Origin of the sequence: Klebsiella sp. C360 (assembly GCF_048822415.1) — a bacterium.
Lineage (GTDB): Bacteria > Pseudomonadota > Gammaproteobacteria > Enterobacterales > Enterobacteriaceae > Klebsiella > Klebsiella quasipneumoniae.
Map to the genome: position 1 here is coordinate 1 of NZ_JBMEZZ010000009.1, position 14167 is coordinate 14167.

A 14167-nucleotide genomic window follows, 5' to 3' on the forward strand; every position below is an offset into this window, starting at 1 on the left:
CATCCGGCGAGGCGGCGGTGGTCTGCGGGTTGGTAATGACGTCGACCTTTTTGTCGGCCGCGGCGTCAATTTTCGCCTGGCGGTCGGCCAGCGCTTTATCAACGGCTTTGGCGACAATGGCGTCGATCTGTTCCTGAGTAAATTCTTGCGCCATTACGGAAATTGGGCACAGCGCGGCGACAACCGCCATGGCTAAAGGCAGTTTTTTCACAGTATTCATGGTTATCTCGCTTTAATAATTAATATATTTCAGATAATAACCATCCCATTCTGGCTAAAATAAATAACCAAAATAAGCTGATTTGTTTTTTTAGGGTACAGCGACGCCGGAGAGTAATATTCTCGCTGACGTTATTCCATATTAATTAACGCTGGTACAGATGGATTAATTCTTCTGAGAACTCGCGGGCCAGCAGCGAATTCATCAGATGATCCTGGGCATGTACCATAATAAGCGTCATAGGCTGACGCGCTTCACCGGCATCCTGCTCGATGAGCTGGGTCTGCATCTGATGCGCCCGGCGGGCGTAACCGTCGGCCTCATTTAAGAGTAAACGCGCTTCGTCGATATTTCCGGTTCGGGCCGCATGCAGCGCTTCAAAACATAATGAGCGTGACTGTCCCGCATTGACGATAATTTCCATTACCGCATCTTCTAATTCAATCATGTGTATTCCTGAGGTCTTTATTATTTAATAATGCAGTGAAAGTCCTTTTTCTGCATTATGACGCTGTCATCATATTATCTCTCCGGGGCGGAGAGGAATTAGCTAACGGTTTCTGCCACCGGAACGCTATTTTTGGTTTTCTCAACTTCGGTTTTCATTAAGGAACGTTCATAGGCGCGCAGGAACGGCAGGTAAATCACCGCCGACATCACCATGCAGATAAGGCACATCACTACCGGGCTCAGCGTCCAGTTGGCCGCCCACGAGGCGCCAATCGGTGCCGGCGTGGTCCACGGAGTGAGAGACACCACCTGGCTCAGCCAGCCAAGACGCGTCGCGCCGTAAGCCAGCACCGCGTTGACCATCGGTACGCAGACGAAGGGGATAAACATCATCGGGTTCATGATGATCGGCGCCCCGAACAGGATCGGCTCGTTGATATTAAAGAAGCTCGGCACGATGCCCATCTTGCCGATGGTGCGCAGATGAGTGGCCCGGCTACGCAGCAGCAGGAAGGCCAGCGGCAGGGTCGAACCGACGCCGCCAATCAGCAGATAGTGATCCCAGAAACCCTGCAGATAGACGTGCGGCAGCACCGTGCCGGCCGCCAGCGCCGCCTGGTTTGCCGACAGGTTGGCCATCCAGAACGGGTTCATAATGCCGGTGACAATCAGCGAGCCGTGGATCCCGGCGAACCAGAAAATCTGGCACATCAGAACGGAGAGCAAAATCGCCGGCAGCGAGTCGGAGGCGGAAACCAGCGGCTCCAGCAGATGCATGATCGCCTGCGGCAGGATCATCCCGGTCTGCGCTTCTATAAACAGGTTCAGCGGATGCAAAGTACCAATCACCACCAGCACCGGGATCAGGATTTCAAATGAACGGGCGACGCCGGTCGGCACCTCTTTCGGCAGACGGATGGTGATGTTGTTTTGCTTCAGCCACGCGTAGACGCGGGTGGAGTAGATGGCGGTGATCAGGGCGGTAAAAATGCCCTGGCCGGACAGATACTGAGTGGAAATTTTACCATCGGCATAGGGCGCGGCGACCAGCAGGAAGGCCATAAACGCCAGCAGACCGGACATCACCGGATCGAGCTGAAACTGACGACCGAGGCTGGCGCCAATGCCGACCGAGATAAAGAAGGTCATTACGCCCATGCTGAGGTTAAACGGCAGCATCAGCTGTTCGCGGTAGTGCTGGGAGAAATCGAGCCAGCCGCGGGCAAAGCCGTTGGTGGTATCGGGTGAAAACGGCGGAAAGATAAATACCAGCATGAAAGAGCCGATGATCATAAACGGCAATGCGGCAGTGAAGCCATCGCGGATAGCGATAACATATTTCTGCTGCCCAAGGCGTCCTGCCAGCGGAGTAATAGATTGCTCGATCACGGCAATCATGGACTGATACAGAGAACTCATTTCAACACCTCTCAGTGCGCCGCTGGGATCAGCGACAGAGCATAATTCAGGACGTTGTCTCCCCGCTGCATGCCGTAGTCCATCGTATCGATGGGCTGAACCGGAATGTTGAGGGAAGCCGCTTTGTCAGACAGGGTTTTCAACATGTATTTCACCTGGGGGCCAAGCAACACCACCTGATACTGCGGAAACTGGATGTCAAATTCGGAAACGCCATAGGCGTCAATCTGCACCGGCAGATCACGTTCATTCGCCGCCTCCACCATCTTTCTGACCAGCAGACTGGTGGACATTCCGGCAGAACAGCACAGCATAATCTTGTACATCGACGACCATCCTCAAAATGTAAAAAGTTATTGCGTGGATGATTTGATATCAGACGGAAACCGGTTTCCATTTATAAAAAGCAGAACTGTGATAGTGGTCAAGATCTCCTGCTTATGGGGCGGATTTATTGGATTTGGCTCACATTATTCTGTCGATTTGGCGATGTTTTGCGCTGAAATGGAAAATCGGTTTCCAAACAAATGGCGAAATGGATATACTGCGCTGGTCATAATTGAAGCGATTCAGGTTTACGGGATTTTAGCGGGGCGCGGCGCCCGCGCAGGGGAAAATGATGTCGACAATCAATGATGTTTCACGACTTGCCGGGGTTTCCAAAGCCACGGTGTCGCGAGTGTTGAGCGGCTCACGTGGCGTGAAGGAGGCCAGTCGTCAGGCGGTGCTGCAGGCGGCGGAAACGCTCAATTACCGGCCAAACATGATAGCCCAGTCGTTGCTTAGCCAGTCCACCAGCTGCATCGGCGTCATCTGCGCCCAGGACAATATCAATCAAACCACCAGCTATCTCTACGCCCTGGAAAAACAGCTCAGCCAGCACCAGAAGCACCTGCTGCTGCGCTTCGCCAACACCAGCAGCGGCGTGATGAACTCGCTGGAGGAGTTGACCTGCGGGCTGTGCGATAACGTGCTGATCATCGGCGCGCGTTTTCCTCTGAATATTAACCGCCCGGACGTAGTGCTGGTGGACTGCCTCGACAGCGAGGGCGAAAACAGCATTCAGTTCGATCACGCCTTCGCCGCCGAAACCGCCTGTCACTATCTGATAAGCCAGGGCAGAAGGCAGATTGCGCTGATCCATCCCCAGAGCAGCGGCTTCGCCGATCAGGTGCTGCTGGGCTACAAGCACGCGCTGGAAAAAAACTTTTTGCCGTTTAATCGCAATCTGGTGTTTCTGGATAACACCTCGCCGTCGGTGGCGGTGCAGGAGCTGGTCAATAACGCCACGACGCTGAACTTTAACGCGCTGCTGGTGAGCGATGAACAGCAGGCGCAGCGCGTGGTGCCGCAGCTGCAGGCGTTTAACCGCGCCGTTCCGCAAAATGTGATGGTGTTTAGCCTCGCCGGATCGTTAGAGCTGCCCGGTATCCCGACTATCCCGGCGATTGAATATTCCATGGACGCGATGGCGTCGCGGATCGTCAACTGGTTGACCGAGAAAACGGACAACCCGGGCGGCAGTCCGCTGCGCGGCGATTTAATTATTCCGAAGCACTGATCGTCGCTCTTGCCCTGACCCGCCGCCGTTGGCTGCGGGTTTTTTAATGGCTGTTTTTTGTCGTATCCCTCACATTATAAATAAAACTCATATCTGTCGCCGGGTTTTCGAACCGGACAGCCTGCGTGACCTGCCTTAAGTTGAGTACGAAAGTTCCACTCAAAAAACACTAACCAGAACATTCGTACCGCCTGCTTGAGGAAGTCACCCTATGAATCACATGAACGTTGTCGATGTGAAAGCGTGGATAGATGCCCGCCCGGTCTCGCGCTTTCAATGGAACGTGCTGCTGCTCTGTTTCATCATCATTATGCTGGATGGGTATGACGCCGCGGTGATGGGCTTTGTCGCCCCGGCGCTCATCGAGGACTGGGGCATCAGCCGGGCTGAAATGGGGCCGATTCTTGGGGCGGCCATGTTCGGCGTCGCCATTGGCGCGCTGGTGGCGGGCCCGCTTTCTGACCGCTACGGCCGAAAGCGCATTTTACTCTGGTCGGTGGCGTTGTTTGCGCTGTTCAGCCTGGCCGGCGCCGTGGCGCAAAGCCCATCGCAACTGGCGCTGATGCGTTTTCTTACTGGCCTTGGACTTGGCGCGGTGATGCCCAACTGCGTCACGCTGGTGGCGGAATATATGCCGGAGCGGCGTAAAGGGGTGATGATCACCCTGATGTACAGCGGTTTTAACGTGGGTTCCGGCCTCGGCGGCTTTATCGCCGCCGGATTGTTATCGCATTACAGCTGGCATTCGGCGCTGATTTTTGGCGGCGTGCTGCCGCTCGTGGTGCTTCCCTTTATGATCGTGATGTTACCTGAGTCGGCAATGAGCATGGTGGCGCGCCGATTACCTGGCGAGCAGATCGCCAGGGCGCTTAACCGGCTTGGGGGCCAGTTTACGGCTGAAACCGTTTTCCAGCTGAATGCGCCGCCCATCACGCGGAGCAGTAAAGTGGCGCAGCTGTTCCGGCATGGCTATGCCCGCGGCACGATAGCGCTGTGGCTGACCTATTTTATGGGCCTGTTCGTGATATATCTGCTGAACGGCTGGCTGCCAACCATTCTTCGCTCCGGCGGGTTGTCGCTGCAGCAGGCGGCGATGATGACCGGCTTGTTCCAGCTTGGTGGCCCGCTGGGCGGGATCCTTGTCGGTATGCTGATGGATCGTGCCTCGGCGAAAGCGGTGATTGCGGCAACCTATTTTCTCGGCTGCCTGTGCTTGATGTCCCAGGGGTTGATGGATTTCGGATCGGCGGCGCTATCGGTGCTGATTTTTATCAGCGGGATGTGCATTAACGGCGCGCAGAACGGTCTGCAGGCCTATTCGCCAGCCTATTATCAAACCGAAATCCGCGCCACCGGCGTCAGCTGGATGCATGGTATCGGCCGTACCGGCGCTATTCTCAGCTCCACGCTGGGCGGGATGCTGATGCTGGCCGTACCGGGACACTCCTCGATCTTTTTAGTGCTTGCGCTACCGGCCTGCCTGGCGGGGATCTGTATTTTGTTGCACCGTATGAATCACGCTAAGCCTCGACTCACAGAGGCAGAACTGGACGCTTTGTCATCCCCCCTGGAACACCGATAAGTGGAGTTATCAGATGGCTAACATTCTCGGCGGTATCGCCGTCTCTCATACCCCGACTATCGGCTTCGCGGTCGATCATCATAAACAGCAGGACCCGGCATGGTCGCCGATCTTCCAGAGCTTCGAACCGCTGCAGCGCTGGCTGGAGGAGAAAAAACCGGATGCGCTGGTGTACATTTTTAATGACCATGTGACCGCCTTTTTCTTCGATCACTATTCGACTTTTACGCTGGGAATCGACAATCAATATGACGTTGCCGACGAGGGCGGCGGACCGCGCTGCCTGCCCCCGGTACAGGGCAACGCGGCGCTCTCAAGGCACATAGGCGCCAGCCTGATGGCCGATGAGTTTGATATGTCGTTCTTTATGGATAAAAAGCTCGACCACGGCCTTTTCTCGCCGCTTTCGGCGCTGTTGCCCTGGGATGAAGAGCAGGGGTGGCCGACGGCGGTGATCCCGTTACAGATCGGCGTGCTGCAATTTCCGGTACCAAGCGCGCGTCGTTGTTACAAACTCGGCCAGGCGCTGCGGCGGGCGATTGAAAGTTTCCCGGAAGATATCAATGTGGCGATTGTCGCGACCGGCGGGCTCTCTCATCAGGTCCATGGCGAGCGCTGCGGATTTAATAATCCTGAGTGGGACGCCCAGTTTGTTGACATGCTGGTTAATGACCCGGAAAAGCTTACCGAAATGACCCTTGGCGAATATGCCGAACTGGGGGGAATGGAGGGGTCTGAGGTGATCATGTGGCTGGTGATGCGCGGCGCGCTATCAGCCAATGTCACCGAAACCTGGCGCGACTATTACCTGCCGTCGATGACCGGTATCGCTACGCTGATCCTTGAGAACAATGCGCGCATGCCCCCCGTCGATACCCTGACGCGCCATCGCCAGCATATGGCGCAGCAGTTGGCCGGGGTGGAGAAACTGCCGGGAACCTATCCTTTTACCCACGAGCGCAGCCTGAATGGCTTGCGGCTTAACCGTTTCCTGCATCGGCTGATTGAGCCTGCCTGGCGCGAACGTTTTCTGCAGTCGCCTCAGTCGCTTTATGCCGAAGCTGGACTGAGTGAGGAGGAAAAGCAGTTGCTCAACGCACGCGACTGGCGTGGATTGATTCAGTACGGCGCCAGTTTCTTCCTGCTGGAGAAAATGGGCGCGGTGGTCGGCGTATCCAACCTGCATATTTACGCCGCGATGCGCGGGCAGACGCTGGAGGCGTTTCAGCAAACGCGTAACCAACAGGTAACTTACTCAGTGGCGGGTAAACGTTAAACGGTCCCGCCCTGAACCTGCTGATAAATAAAACGCAACAGCGCCTGCGTCGCCGGGGAGGGCAGGCTGCCGGCGCGAAACGTCAGTCCGATACGCCGGGTGGTATCAGGCAGGGGGACCGGCAACACGCTGAGCAGCCCGTTGTCTGTCTCAAAACGCATCTGGCTGGCGGAAACCGCCGCCAGCATGTCTGAGTCCCTCAGCAACCCTCGCACCATCGCCGCATCCCCGGTCTCCACCGTCGGCTGAGGCAGCGGCAATCCTAAGGTGACAAACGCCCTATCCAGCAAATGGCGTGCCGGGGCGTTGGCGCGCGGTAGCACCCATTGCGCTGTCGCCAGCTGGCTACGCGGGTCTGGATGGCGTAGCAGTGGGTGGTTATTACGCAGTAAAATCAGCATATCCTCTTCGAATAACGCCTCGCTACAGAGGTCCGGTAGATCTTCATCCTGGCGCAGCGCACCGATAATAAAATCGATATTACCTGCCCGCATATCGGCGACCAGCGACTCATACGGGCTTTCATTGGTCATGAGAGTAATGCTCGGGTGCTGTGCCAGAAAGGCGGCGATGGCGGTGGGCAGTAGCCGGGTGCGACTCAGCGGCAGAGCGCCAATACGCACGGTGCCCTCCAGTACCCCACGACGGGCGGCGAGATCGCTCCAGATATTTTCCAGTTCGTTGAGCGCTCTGCTGACCGGCGGATAGAGCAGTTCTGCGGCAGGCGTGGGGCGTACCCCTTCTGGCGTTCGGCGAAACAGCGCCGAATCCGCCCCTTTTTCCAGGACCTTCAGCGCGGCGCTGACCGCCGGTTGGGTGATCCCCAACTGTTGCGCGACGGTTTGGGTATGGTTGACGTGATAGAGCTGAATAAAAATGGCTAACCGGCGGGTATTGAACAGCCAGCCGGCGTCCGCCAGGGGGCCGCTGGTGCGGGTATGGTGTTTCTGCAACAGCGCCGGAATGGCCTGCAGGTCGTCAATCGCCCGCCGGGCGCGCGGCAGGATGCACTTGCCATACTCGGTGGGCACCATGCCGCTGTAATGGCGTTCGAATAGCGTGACGTTCAACGCGGCTTCAAGATCGCGGATAGCCCGGGTTATCGCTGACTGCGTGCGGAATAAGTCATCGGCAGCACGCGAAACGCTTCCGCGCAGCGCGACCTGACAGAAAAAACGCAGCTGCATGATATTTATGATTTTATTGTGCATTCTCTTCAGCATTATTCGTCAGGCCTGATACAGTGAGTGAGTCGACAACATAAATAAAAATCATAGCCTTCGCAAGTTAACGAATTACCTCCCAACGGCGGGACATGACAAGCTGAAAAAAACAACAGAGGAAGCCATCATGTCTCATCCGGTTAGCGAAAAAAGTGCCCTTGTCGTCAGCGCCCACTCGGCCGATTTCGTTTGGCGCGCGGGCGGTGCGATAGCCCTGCATGCCCTGCAGGGCTATCAGGTCCATGTGGTCTGTTTGTCCTTTGGCGAGCGCGGCGAGTCCGCCAAACTATGGCGTAAAGGCAACATGACGGAGGAGGCGGTGAAGCAAGTCCGTCGCGAAGAGGCGCAGGCTGCTGCCGAGATCCTGGGCGCCAGCGTCGAATTCTTTGATATCGGCGACTATCCGCTGCGCGCCGATAAAGAGACGCTATTTCGTCTGGCGGATGTGTATCGCCGTATCCAGCCCCACTTTGTCCTGACGCACTCCCTGCACGATCCCTATAACTACGATCATCCGCTGGCCTCCCATCTGGCTCAGGAAGCACGGATTATCGCCCAGGCAGAGGGCTATCGCCCCGGTGAGAAAATTGTCTCTGCTCCCCCGGTTTACTGTTTCGAACCGCACCAGCCGGAGCAGTGCAATTGGAAACCCGATGTGTTACTGGACATCACCGCCGTCTGGGAGAAAAAGTATCAGGCCATTCAGTGCATGCAGGGTCAGGAGCATCTGTGGGAATACTACACCCGCGTGGCGCTGCAGCGCGGGGTACAGGCCAAGCGCAATATCGGCATCACGGCCGCGCGCGATATCGTTCACGGCGAAGCCTTCCAGAGCATCTTCCCCCGCGTAACGGAGAACCTGGCATGAACCTGTTAAATAAAAAAGGCCTTGTGATCCGCCATCTGCCGCGCCATGACGAGGCGGTTTTGCGCCGCTGTGAGGCGGCCGGGGTGGCGACGCTTCATGAGGCCTGGGATCGTCAGGGGCTGATGGGGCCGACAATCCGTCCGATTCAGCAGGGTGTCAGTCGGGCGGGCAACGCGGTAACCGTGCTGGTGACGCCAGGTGACAACTGGATGTTTCATGTCGCGGTCGAGCAGTGCCGCGCCGGCGATATTCTGGTGGTGGCCCCGACGTCGCCGTGCGGCGATGGCTTCTTCGGCGATCTGCTGGCGACGTCTCTACAATCGCGCGGCGTGGTCGGTCTGGTGGGCGATATCGGCATTCGCGATTCGCAGACGCTACGGGAGATGGGATTCGCCGTCTGGTCTCGTCAGGTGTATGCCCAGGGAACAGTGAAAGAGAGCCTCGGTTCGGTTAACGTGCCGGTGATTTGCGCAGGCCAGCTTGTGCAGCCGGGCGATGTCGTAGTGGCTGACGACGACGGAGTCGTGGTGCTGCCGCACGCTCAGGTTCGTGATGTGCTTGATAAAGCGGAAGCCCGCATGAGTAATGAACTTGCGAAGCGTGAGCGAATGCGCCATGGCGAGTTGGGACTCGATATTTACGCTATGCGCCCGCGTCTGGCGGAAAAGGGGCTGCGGTATTACGACAGTGCTGATGAGGTGGAGGAGTAAGATGGCGCAACGTGGGATCCCTTGTCTGTGGATGCGCGGCGGCACCTCGAAGGCGGCCTGTTTTCTTGCTGACGATTTGCCTGCCGATCCGGCGCAACGTGATGCGGTGCTGCTGGCGGTGATGGGCTCGCCAGATCCTCGGCAAATTGACGGGATCGGCGGCGCCGATCCGCTGACCAGTAAAGTGGCGATTATTCGCCGCTCTGCACGGCCTGACGCCGATGTGGACTATCTGTTTGCCCAGGTGAACGTGGCGGGGGCCACGGTGGATTACGGCCAAAATTGCGGGAATATTCTTGCCGCCGTTGGCCCTTTCGCCATCGAGCGTGGGCTCGTTCCCCACGATGCGCCGCTTACTCGGGTGCGTATTTATATGGAGAACACGGGGCAACTGGCGGTGGCAGAGATCCCCTGCGATGCCGAGGGAGTCAACTACGTCGGCGAGAGTCGTATCGATGGTGTGCCGGGCAGCGCCAGTCCAATCCTGCTCCATTTTCTTGATGTGGCAGGCTCCAGCTGCGGGACACTGCTGCCGACCGGCAGGGTCCGCGACCGTTTTGATGGCGTCGAGGTGACCTGCATCGATAACGGGATGCCTGTGATCCTGCTGCGCGCTTGCGATCTGGGATGCACAGGCTATGAGACACGCGAACAACTGGATAATGATGACGCGCTTAAACGTCGCCTCGAGTCGATTCGTCTGCAGGCCGGGCCACTGATGCAGTTGGGTGACGTCAGCCAGCGTACGGTGCCAAAGATGACCCTGATCGCCGAGCCGCGACACGGCGGCGCCATCAGCAGCCGCACCTTTATCCCGCATCGCTGCCACGCGTCGATCGGCGTTTTTGGCGCGGTGAGTGTCGCCAGCGCCTGTCTGATCCCGGGCACTGTCGCGCAGGGCATGGCGCAGGTCGCGCCAGGCGAGACGCCGCTGCTCAGCGTTGAGCATCCGACAGGTGAATTTAGCGTGACGCTTCAGCTTGACGCTGATGGCGCCCTGGCAGGCTGCGGCCTGTTACGCACGGCGCGACTGCTGTTTGCTGGCGAAGTTTTTATTCCGGCCCGCGTCTGGCCGTGTGAGGAGTAATGATGACGACAATCGCGTTTATTGGTTTTGGCGAGGCGGGTGGCATTCTGGCGGCAGATCTGGCCCGTGAGCATGCGGTGACCATTTGGGATTGCAAGCTCAATGGCCCGGAGCGAGAGGCAATGGTCAGGAAAGCCAGTGAGTCGGGCGTTCAGGTGGGAAGTTCGCTGGCGCAGGCGCTGGAGAGCGCCACGCTGGTTTTTTCTACTGTGACCGCCGGTGAGGCGCTAAAGGTCGCGCAGCTGGCCGCCGCGCTGCTGCAGCCGGGGCAATATTTCCTCGATCTCAACTCCGTGGCGCCGGAGACGAAACGGCAGGCGGCTGGCCATTTTCTTCCCGGCGTTTACATTGATGTCGCGGTGATGGCGCCGGTGCCGCCGGCCCGATTGCAGACACCGTTATTGATCGGCGGGCCGCAGGCGGAGGCGATGGCGCCGCGTCTGCAGGGGCTGGGGCTGAACGCCCGCTATGGCGCCAGTACGGTGGGCCAGGTGTCGGCGATAAAAATGTGCCGCAGCGTGATGATCAAGGGTCTTGAAGCGCTCACCACTGAATGTCTGTTCGCGGCCCGTGAATATGGCGTCGAGGAGGAGGTGCTGAGCTCCTTGCATCATAGTTTCCCCTCTCTGGGCTGGACGGGGACGTTTCCCGACTATCTGATCAGCCGGGTGGCGGAACACGGAATTCGGCGCAGCGAAGAGATGGAAGAGGTGGTGAAAACCCTGCGTGACGTGGGTAGCCGCGGGGTCATGAGCAAGGCGATCGCGAAAAGCCAGCGCCAGCTTCCGCACCAGATGGCTGCCCGTAGCCTGAGCTACAGGCAGTTGACGCCGTTTGACTGGAGAACGCTGGTCGCCAGGCTGAAATAGTCGCTATTTGGCCGGACAGACGATTTTGTCGATCGCGGCCTGGTAGCTTTTCTGGTTATTGCGCTCTTTCGCCAGCGTTGCTTCGCGGACCGCGTTCTTGTTGCCGTCGGTCGCCAGCACGTTATTGGCAAAATCGTTGTCGCTGAGGTGGCTTGCTGGCGCGCATTTTTCCTTCACCGCTTTAAGCACCTGCTGCTTTTGCTGTTCGAACTGCAGGCTTTGCAGCGGTGATTCAGCCCACGCCGACGTGGCGCTCAGGGCGGTGACCAGGCATACCATCCAACATGCTTTCATCAGGCTTCTCCTTCCGTAATCGCTTCCGTCAACTATATGCGCAGGCGGGCAAACACGCAAATAGCGGTTAATTTAACTTGTTGAAAAGGCGTTTGTTATCATCGCCTCAGGCGGCTCTCACCCGCCGCCGCGAGTCGATGGCGATCAGCACCACCGAGGCCAGGATCAGCAGCGTGCCCAGCCAGTCCGGCAGCGTGAAGGTGATCCCCAGCAGCAGAAGCGACAGCAGGGCGCTGCTCAGCGGTTCGGCGCAGCTGAGGATCCCGGCTTTGGCGCCGCCAATCTTCTGCGCGCCGTTAAGATAAAGGCTGAAGGTCAGCGAAGTACCGATCACCACCAGGTAGAAAAAGGCTAACAGCAGGCTGCCGTTAACCACAAAATCGGTGCCCTGGCCGCCATAAAACGGCAGCAGCATCGCGCCGCCGAACAGCATGCTCCATCCCACTATCGGCAGCGTCCCGTAGCGGGCAATCAGCGTCGAGGGATAGGTGGTATAAAACGCGGCGGCAAACGCCGAGGCGATCCCCCAGAACAGCGCCGCCGGCGAAATCGACAGCGTCGTCGGGTTGCCGTGGGTCACCAGCAGAAAGGTGCCTGCCAGCGAGGTGCAGATAGCCCCCAGCACCAGCGGAGTGGGGCGCGCTTTACGGGCGAGGGCGAACCAGGCGACGATGATCGTCGGGGACAGGAACTGCAGCACCGTGGCCGTGGCGGCATTCGATTTTTCAATGGTCATCAGAAAGGTGAACTGCACGGTTAACGCGCCAAACAGCGAGAAAAACAGCAGGCTGACGGCGTCGCGGCGGTTTTGCAGCACGCGGAAAATGCGGTCGCCGTGAACAAAGCCGAGCATCAACAGGATCAGCCCGGCGAACAGCAGACGCGTCATGGTCAGAAACGGCGACGACATCTGGCTTTCCTGCATAATAAACTGCGCGCACACCCCGGAACTGCCCCACAGCACGGCGGCAATCAGTACGTTCAGCATCCCTTTTTTGCTGGAGCCCATCTTTTCCTCTGGCGAAATATGACAAAGGGGAATCATAGCATGCGCCCGCCCGGGGCGGCGGGGCAGGAAATGGTAGTCGGGCGCGGCGGGGTAACGATTTTGCAGGCCCGGTAAGGCGAAGCCGCCGCCGGGCATTCACCGACAATCGCGTTCTAACTTAAATCGACATTTTTACTGCCGAACAGCCAGGTGAGCGCAAAGCCGCACAGGTAGGAGACCGCCAGTCCGCCGGCGTAGACCGCCATCCCGGCGTAAATCCCGCTGCCGGAGGTCATCAGCGGCAGCGCCACCAGCCCGGACGGACCAAACACCGTGTTCAGGCCGACCGGCAGCCCCAGCCAGGCGATCAGCCCGACGAAGAAGCCGCCGCAGGCGCCGCCGAGGCAGGCGGTGACAAACGGCTTCATCCGCGGCAGGGTGACGCCGTAGATTAGCGGCTCGCCAATCCCGAGGAAGCCCGGAATAATCGCCCCCTTAATCTGGGTTCGCAGCAGCGAATCGCGCTTCGCCCGCCAGAACAGCGCCAGCGCCGCCCCCACCTGCCCGGCCCCGGCCATCGCCAGGATTGGGAACAGTGAGTTAAAGCCCTGGGCATCCACCAGCGCAAAATAGACCGGGACAAACCCCTGATGGACGCCGAACATCACCGCCAGCAGGAACAGACCGGCCAGCACCGCCGAGCCAAACGGATTGCCGTTAAGATGCAGGAACAGCCACGACATGCCGGTAAACAACCAGCCGCCAATCGGCATGATCACCGTAAAGGTCACCGCGCCCATGATCAGCAGCGTCACCGCCGAGGTGAGGATCATATCGAGGTTGGCCGGCATGACCCGCCGCACCTGGCGTTCAACCCACGCCCCAAGGATGGCGGCGATCAGTACGCCGATGATATTGCCGCGCGGATCGATGCCGTGGCCGAAGAAGGTGGAGATCCCGGCGTAGACGCCGCTGGTCGCCTCCGGGTTGTAGCCCAGCACGAACAGCGAGGCGATAATCGCGCCGTTCACGCCGGAGCCGCCGAACGCCTTCTGGGCATTATAGCCAATCAGGATACTCAGGAAGGTGAACATCCCTTTGCTGAATACCTTCATATAGCCAATCAGCGCCACCAGGCTGGCGTTCGGATGGGCGTTCTCCAGCACGAAAACCTGTTCCGCCAGGGTGGCGAAGCCCAGCAGCAGCCCGACGGCGATAAAGCCGGGGATCAGCGGCGTAAAAATGGTGGCGAATTTGGCGAGAAACTTCTGCACCGCGCTGGTCTGCTTGCCCTTCAGCGCCTGTTTTTTCTCCGCCGCGACGTCGGCCAGCGTCGGCGCGGCGGGCGCCTCCTCCAGCAGGCCGTTCATCATCTCGGCGGCGGTTTGCGCCTTGCCGGGGCCGAGCACCACCTGGAACTGCTCGTCGCTGACGATCACCCCCATCACGCCGTCAATCTGGCGTATGGCGGCGGTGTCGGCCAGGCCTTCGTCGCGCAGGGTCAAGCGCAGGCGCGTCATGCAGTTGCCTGCCTGCGCGACGTTAGCGGCGCCGCCTGCGTGGGCGAGGATCCGCGCTATCATCTCTTTCGTTATTTTTGCCATTGCCCGTTACCTGTCT

15 protein-coding genes and 1 pseudogene are annotated in these 14167 nt (G+C 58.6%); 8 read left to right on the forward strand and 8 right to left on the reverse strand.

Going from position 1 to position 14167, the window contains the following annotated elements; all coding sequences use genetic code 11:
* The 4 genes and pseudogenes from ACOI7D_RS20590 to ACOI7D_RS20605 form a co-directional block, all read right to left on the reverse strand.
* Positions 1–220, reverse strand: a pseudogene (locus ACOI7D_RS20590) (hypothetical protein); the annotation flags it as partial.
* Between the two features lie 145 nt (positions 221–365).
* Complete coding sequence (locus ACOI7D_RS20595; protein ID WP_004205145.1) at positions 366–668, reverse strand: PTS lactose/cellobiose transporter subunit IIA; 303 nt, start codon at positions 666–668, stop codon at positions 366–368.
* 98 nt (positions 669–766) lie between these two features.
* A complete protein-coding gene (locus ACOI7D_RS20600) occupies positions 767–2089 on the reverse strand; it encodes a PTS sugar transporter subunit IIC (RefSeq protein ID WP_023291424.1) in 1323 nt (440 codons plus the stop codon).
* Between the two features lie 11 nt (positions 2090–2100).
* On the reverse strand, positions 2101–2415 hold the full coding sequence (locus ACOI7D_RS20605) for a PTS sugar transporter subunit IIB (RefSeq protein ID WP_023291423.1): 315 nt from the start codon (positions 2413–2415) through the stop codon (positions 2101–2103).
* Here ACOI7D_RS20605 and ACOI7D_RS20610 point away from each other — a divergent pair.
* The 4 genes from ACOI7D_RS20610 (at position 2408) to ACOI7D_RS20625 (ending at position 6508) form a co-directional block, all read left to right on the forward strand.
* Positions 2408–2725: a hypothetical protein gene (locus tag ACOI7D_RS20610; protein WP_124070018.1), complete on the forward strand. Its 318-nt coding sequence runs from the start codon at positions 2408–2410 to the stop codon at positions 2723–2725. The two genes, ACOI7D_RS20605 and ACOI7D_RS20610, sit on opposite strands and share 8 nt — an antisense overlap.
* The gene (locus ACOI7D_RS20615; RefSeq protein WP_109546798.1) at positions 2709–3650 is read left to right on the forward strand and encodes a LacI family DNA-binding transcriptional regulator; all 942 of its coding nucleotides are present in this window, start codon (positions 2709–2711) and stop codon (positions 3648–3650) included. Before ACOI7D_RS20610 ends, ACOI7D_RS20615 begins: the two co-directional genes overlap by 17 nt.
* 211 nt (positions 3651–3861) lie before the next feature.
* The gene (locus ACOI7D_RS20620; protein WP_023291421.1) at positions 3862–5232 is read left to right on the forward strand and encodes an MFS transporter; all 1371 of its coding nucleotides are present in this window, start codon (positions 3862–3864) and stop codon (positions 5230–5232) included.
* 13 nt (positions 5233–5245) lie between these two features.
* The gene (locus ACOI7D_RS20625) at positions 5246–6508 is read left to right on the forward strand and encodes a gallate dioxygenase (protein WP_023291420.1); all 1263 of its coding nucleotides are present in this window, start codon (positions 5246–5248) and stop codon (positions 6506–6508) included.
* Here ACOI7D_RS20625 and ACOI7D_RS20630 read toward each other — a convergent pair.
* Positions 6505–7731, reverse strand: coding sequence for a LysR family transcriptional regulator (locus ACOI7D_RS20630; RefSeq protein WP_101976656.1), 1227 nt, complete (start codon positions 7729–7731; stop codon positions 6505–6507). The genes ACOI7D_RS20625 and ACOI7D_RS20630 overlap by 4 nt on opposite strands.
* A gap of 127 nt (positions 7732–7858) precedes the next feature.
* On the opposite strand from ACOI7D_RS20630, the gene galB reads away from it, so the two are divergent.
* Genes galB through ACOI7D_RS20650 form a run of 4 tightly spaced genes read left to right on the forward strand, consistent with a single transcriptional unit; the run spans position 7859 to position 11265 of the window.
* Complete coding sequence (gene galB / locus ACOI7D_RS20635) at positions 7859–8599, forward strand: 4-oxalmesaconate hydratase (RefSeq protein ID WP_012540275.1); 741 nt, start codon at positions 7859–7861, stop codon at positions 8597–8599.
* Complete coding sequence (locus tag ACOI7D_RS20640) at positions 8596–9309, forward strand: 4-carboxy-4-hydroxy-2-oxoadipate aldolase/oxaloacetate decarboxylase (protein ID WP_023291418.1); 714 nt, start codon at positions 8596–8598, stop codon at positions 9307–9309. Before galB ends, ACOI7D_RS20640 begins: the two co-directional genes overlap by 4 nt.
* A 1-nt stretch (position 9310) precedes the next feature.
* The gene (locus tag ACOI7D_RS20645; protein ID WP_044525076.1) at positions 9311–10396 is read left to right on the forward strand and encodes a 4-oxalomesaconate tautomerase; all 1086 of its coding nucleotides are present in this window, start codon (positions 9311–9313) and stop codon (positions 10394–10396) included.
* A gap of 2 nt (positions 10397–10398) precedes the next feature.
* Positions 10399–11265, forward strand: coding sequence for an NAD(P)-dependent oxidoreductase (locus ACOI7D_RS20650; protein ID WP_109546799.1), 867 nt, complete (start codon positions 10399–10401; stop codon positions 11263–11265).
* A 3-nt stretch (positions 11266–11268) separates the two neighbouring features.
* On the opposite strand, the gene ACOI7D_RS20655 is transcribed toward ACOI7D_RS20650, so the two are convergent.
* The 3 genes from ACOI7D_RS20655 to murP form a co-directional block, all read right to left on the reverse strand.
* Positions 11269–11559, reverse strand: coding sequence for a YicS family protein (locus ACOI7D_RS20655; protein WP_023291415.1), 291 nt, complete (start codon positions 11557–11559; stop codon positions 11269–11271).
* A gap of 106 nt (positions 11560–11665) precedes the next feature.
* On the reverse strand, positions 11666–12568 hold the full coding sequence (locus ACOI7D_RS20660; RefSeq protein WP_004205129.1) for a DMT family transporter: 903 nt from the start codon (positions 12566–12568) through the stop codon (positions 11666–11668).
* Positions 12569–12720: 152 nt separating this feature from the next.
* A complete protein-coding gene (murP, locus tag ACOI7D_RS20665) occupies positions 12721–14151 on the reverse strand; it encodes a PTS N-acetylmuramic acid transporter subunit IIBC (RefSeq protein WP_023291414.1) in 1431 nt (476 codons plus the stop codon).
* Positions 14152–14167: the final 16 nt, after the last annotated feature.

Coding starts and splice junctions, on each gene's coding strand:
- ACOI7D_RS20595 (WP_004205145.1), bottom strand. CDS start 668: ATGATTGAATTAGAAGATGCGGTAATGGAAATTATCGTCAATGCGGGA.
- ACOI7D_RS20600 (WP_023291424.1), bottom strand. CDS start 2,089: ATGAGTTCTCTGTATCAGTCCATGATTGCCGTGATCGAGCAATCTATT.
- ACOI7D_RS20605 (WP_023291423.1), bottom strand. CDS start 2,415: ATGTACAAGATTATGCTGTGCTGTTCTGCCGGAATGTCCACCAGTCTG.
- ACOI7D_RS20615 (WP_109546798.1), top strand. CDS start 2,709: ATGTCGACAATCAATGATGTTTCACGACTTGCCGGGGTTTCCAAAGCC.
- ACOI7D_RS20620 (WP_023291421.1), top strand. CDS start 3,862: ATGAATCACATGAACGTTGTCGATGTGAAAGCGTGGATAGATGCCCGC.
- ACOI7D_RS20625 (WP_023291420.1), top strand. CDS start 5,246: ATGGCTAACATTCTCGGCGGTATCGCCGTCTCTCATACCCCGACTATC.
- ACOI7D_RS20630 (WP_101976656.1), bottom strand. CDS start 7,731: ATGCTGAAGAGAATGCACAATAAAATCATAAATATCATGCAGCTGCGT.
- galB (WP_012540275.1), top strand. CDS start 7,859: ATGTCTCATCCGGTTAGCGAAAAAAGTGCCCTTGTCGTCAGCGCCCAC.
- ACOI7D_RS20640 (WP_023291418.1), top strand. CDS start 8,596: ATGAACCTGTTAAATAAAAAAGGCCTTGTGATCCGCCATCTGCCGCGC.
- ACOI7D_RS20645 (WP_044525076.1), top strand. CDS start 9,311: ATGGCGCAACGTGGGATCCCTTGTCTGTGGATGCGCGGCGGCACCTCG.
- ACOI7D_RS20650 (WP_109546799.1), top strand. CDS start 10,399: ATGACGACAATCGCGTTTATTGGTTTTGGCGAGGCGGGTGGCATTCTG.
- ACOI7D_RS20655 (WP_023291415.1), bottom strand. CDS start 11,559: ATGAAAGCATGTTGGATGGTATGCCTGGTCACCGCCCTGAGCGCCACG.
- ACOI7D_RS20660 (WP_004205129.1), bottom strand. CDS start 12,568: ATGGGCTCCAGCAAAAAAGGGATGCTGAACGTACTGATTGCCGCCGTG.
- murP (WP_023291414.1), bottom strand. CDS start 14,151: ATGGCAAAAATAACGAAAGAGATGATAGCGCGGATCCTCGCCCACGCA.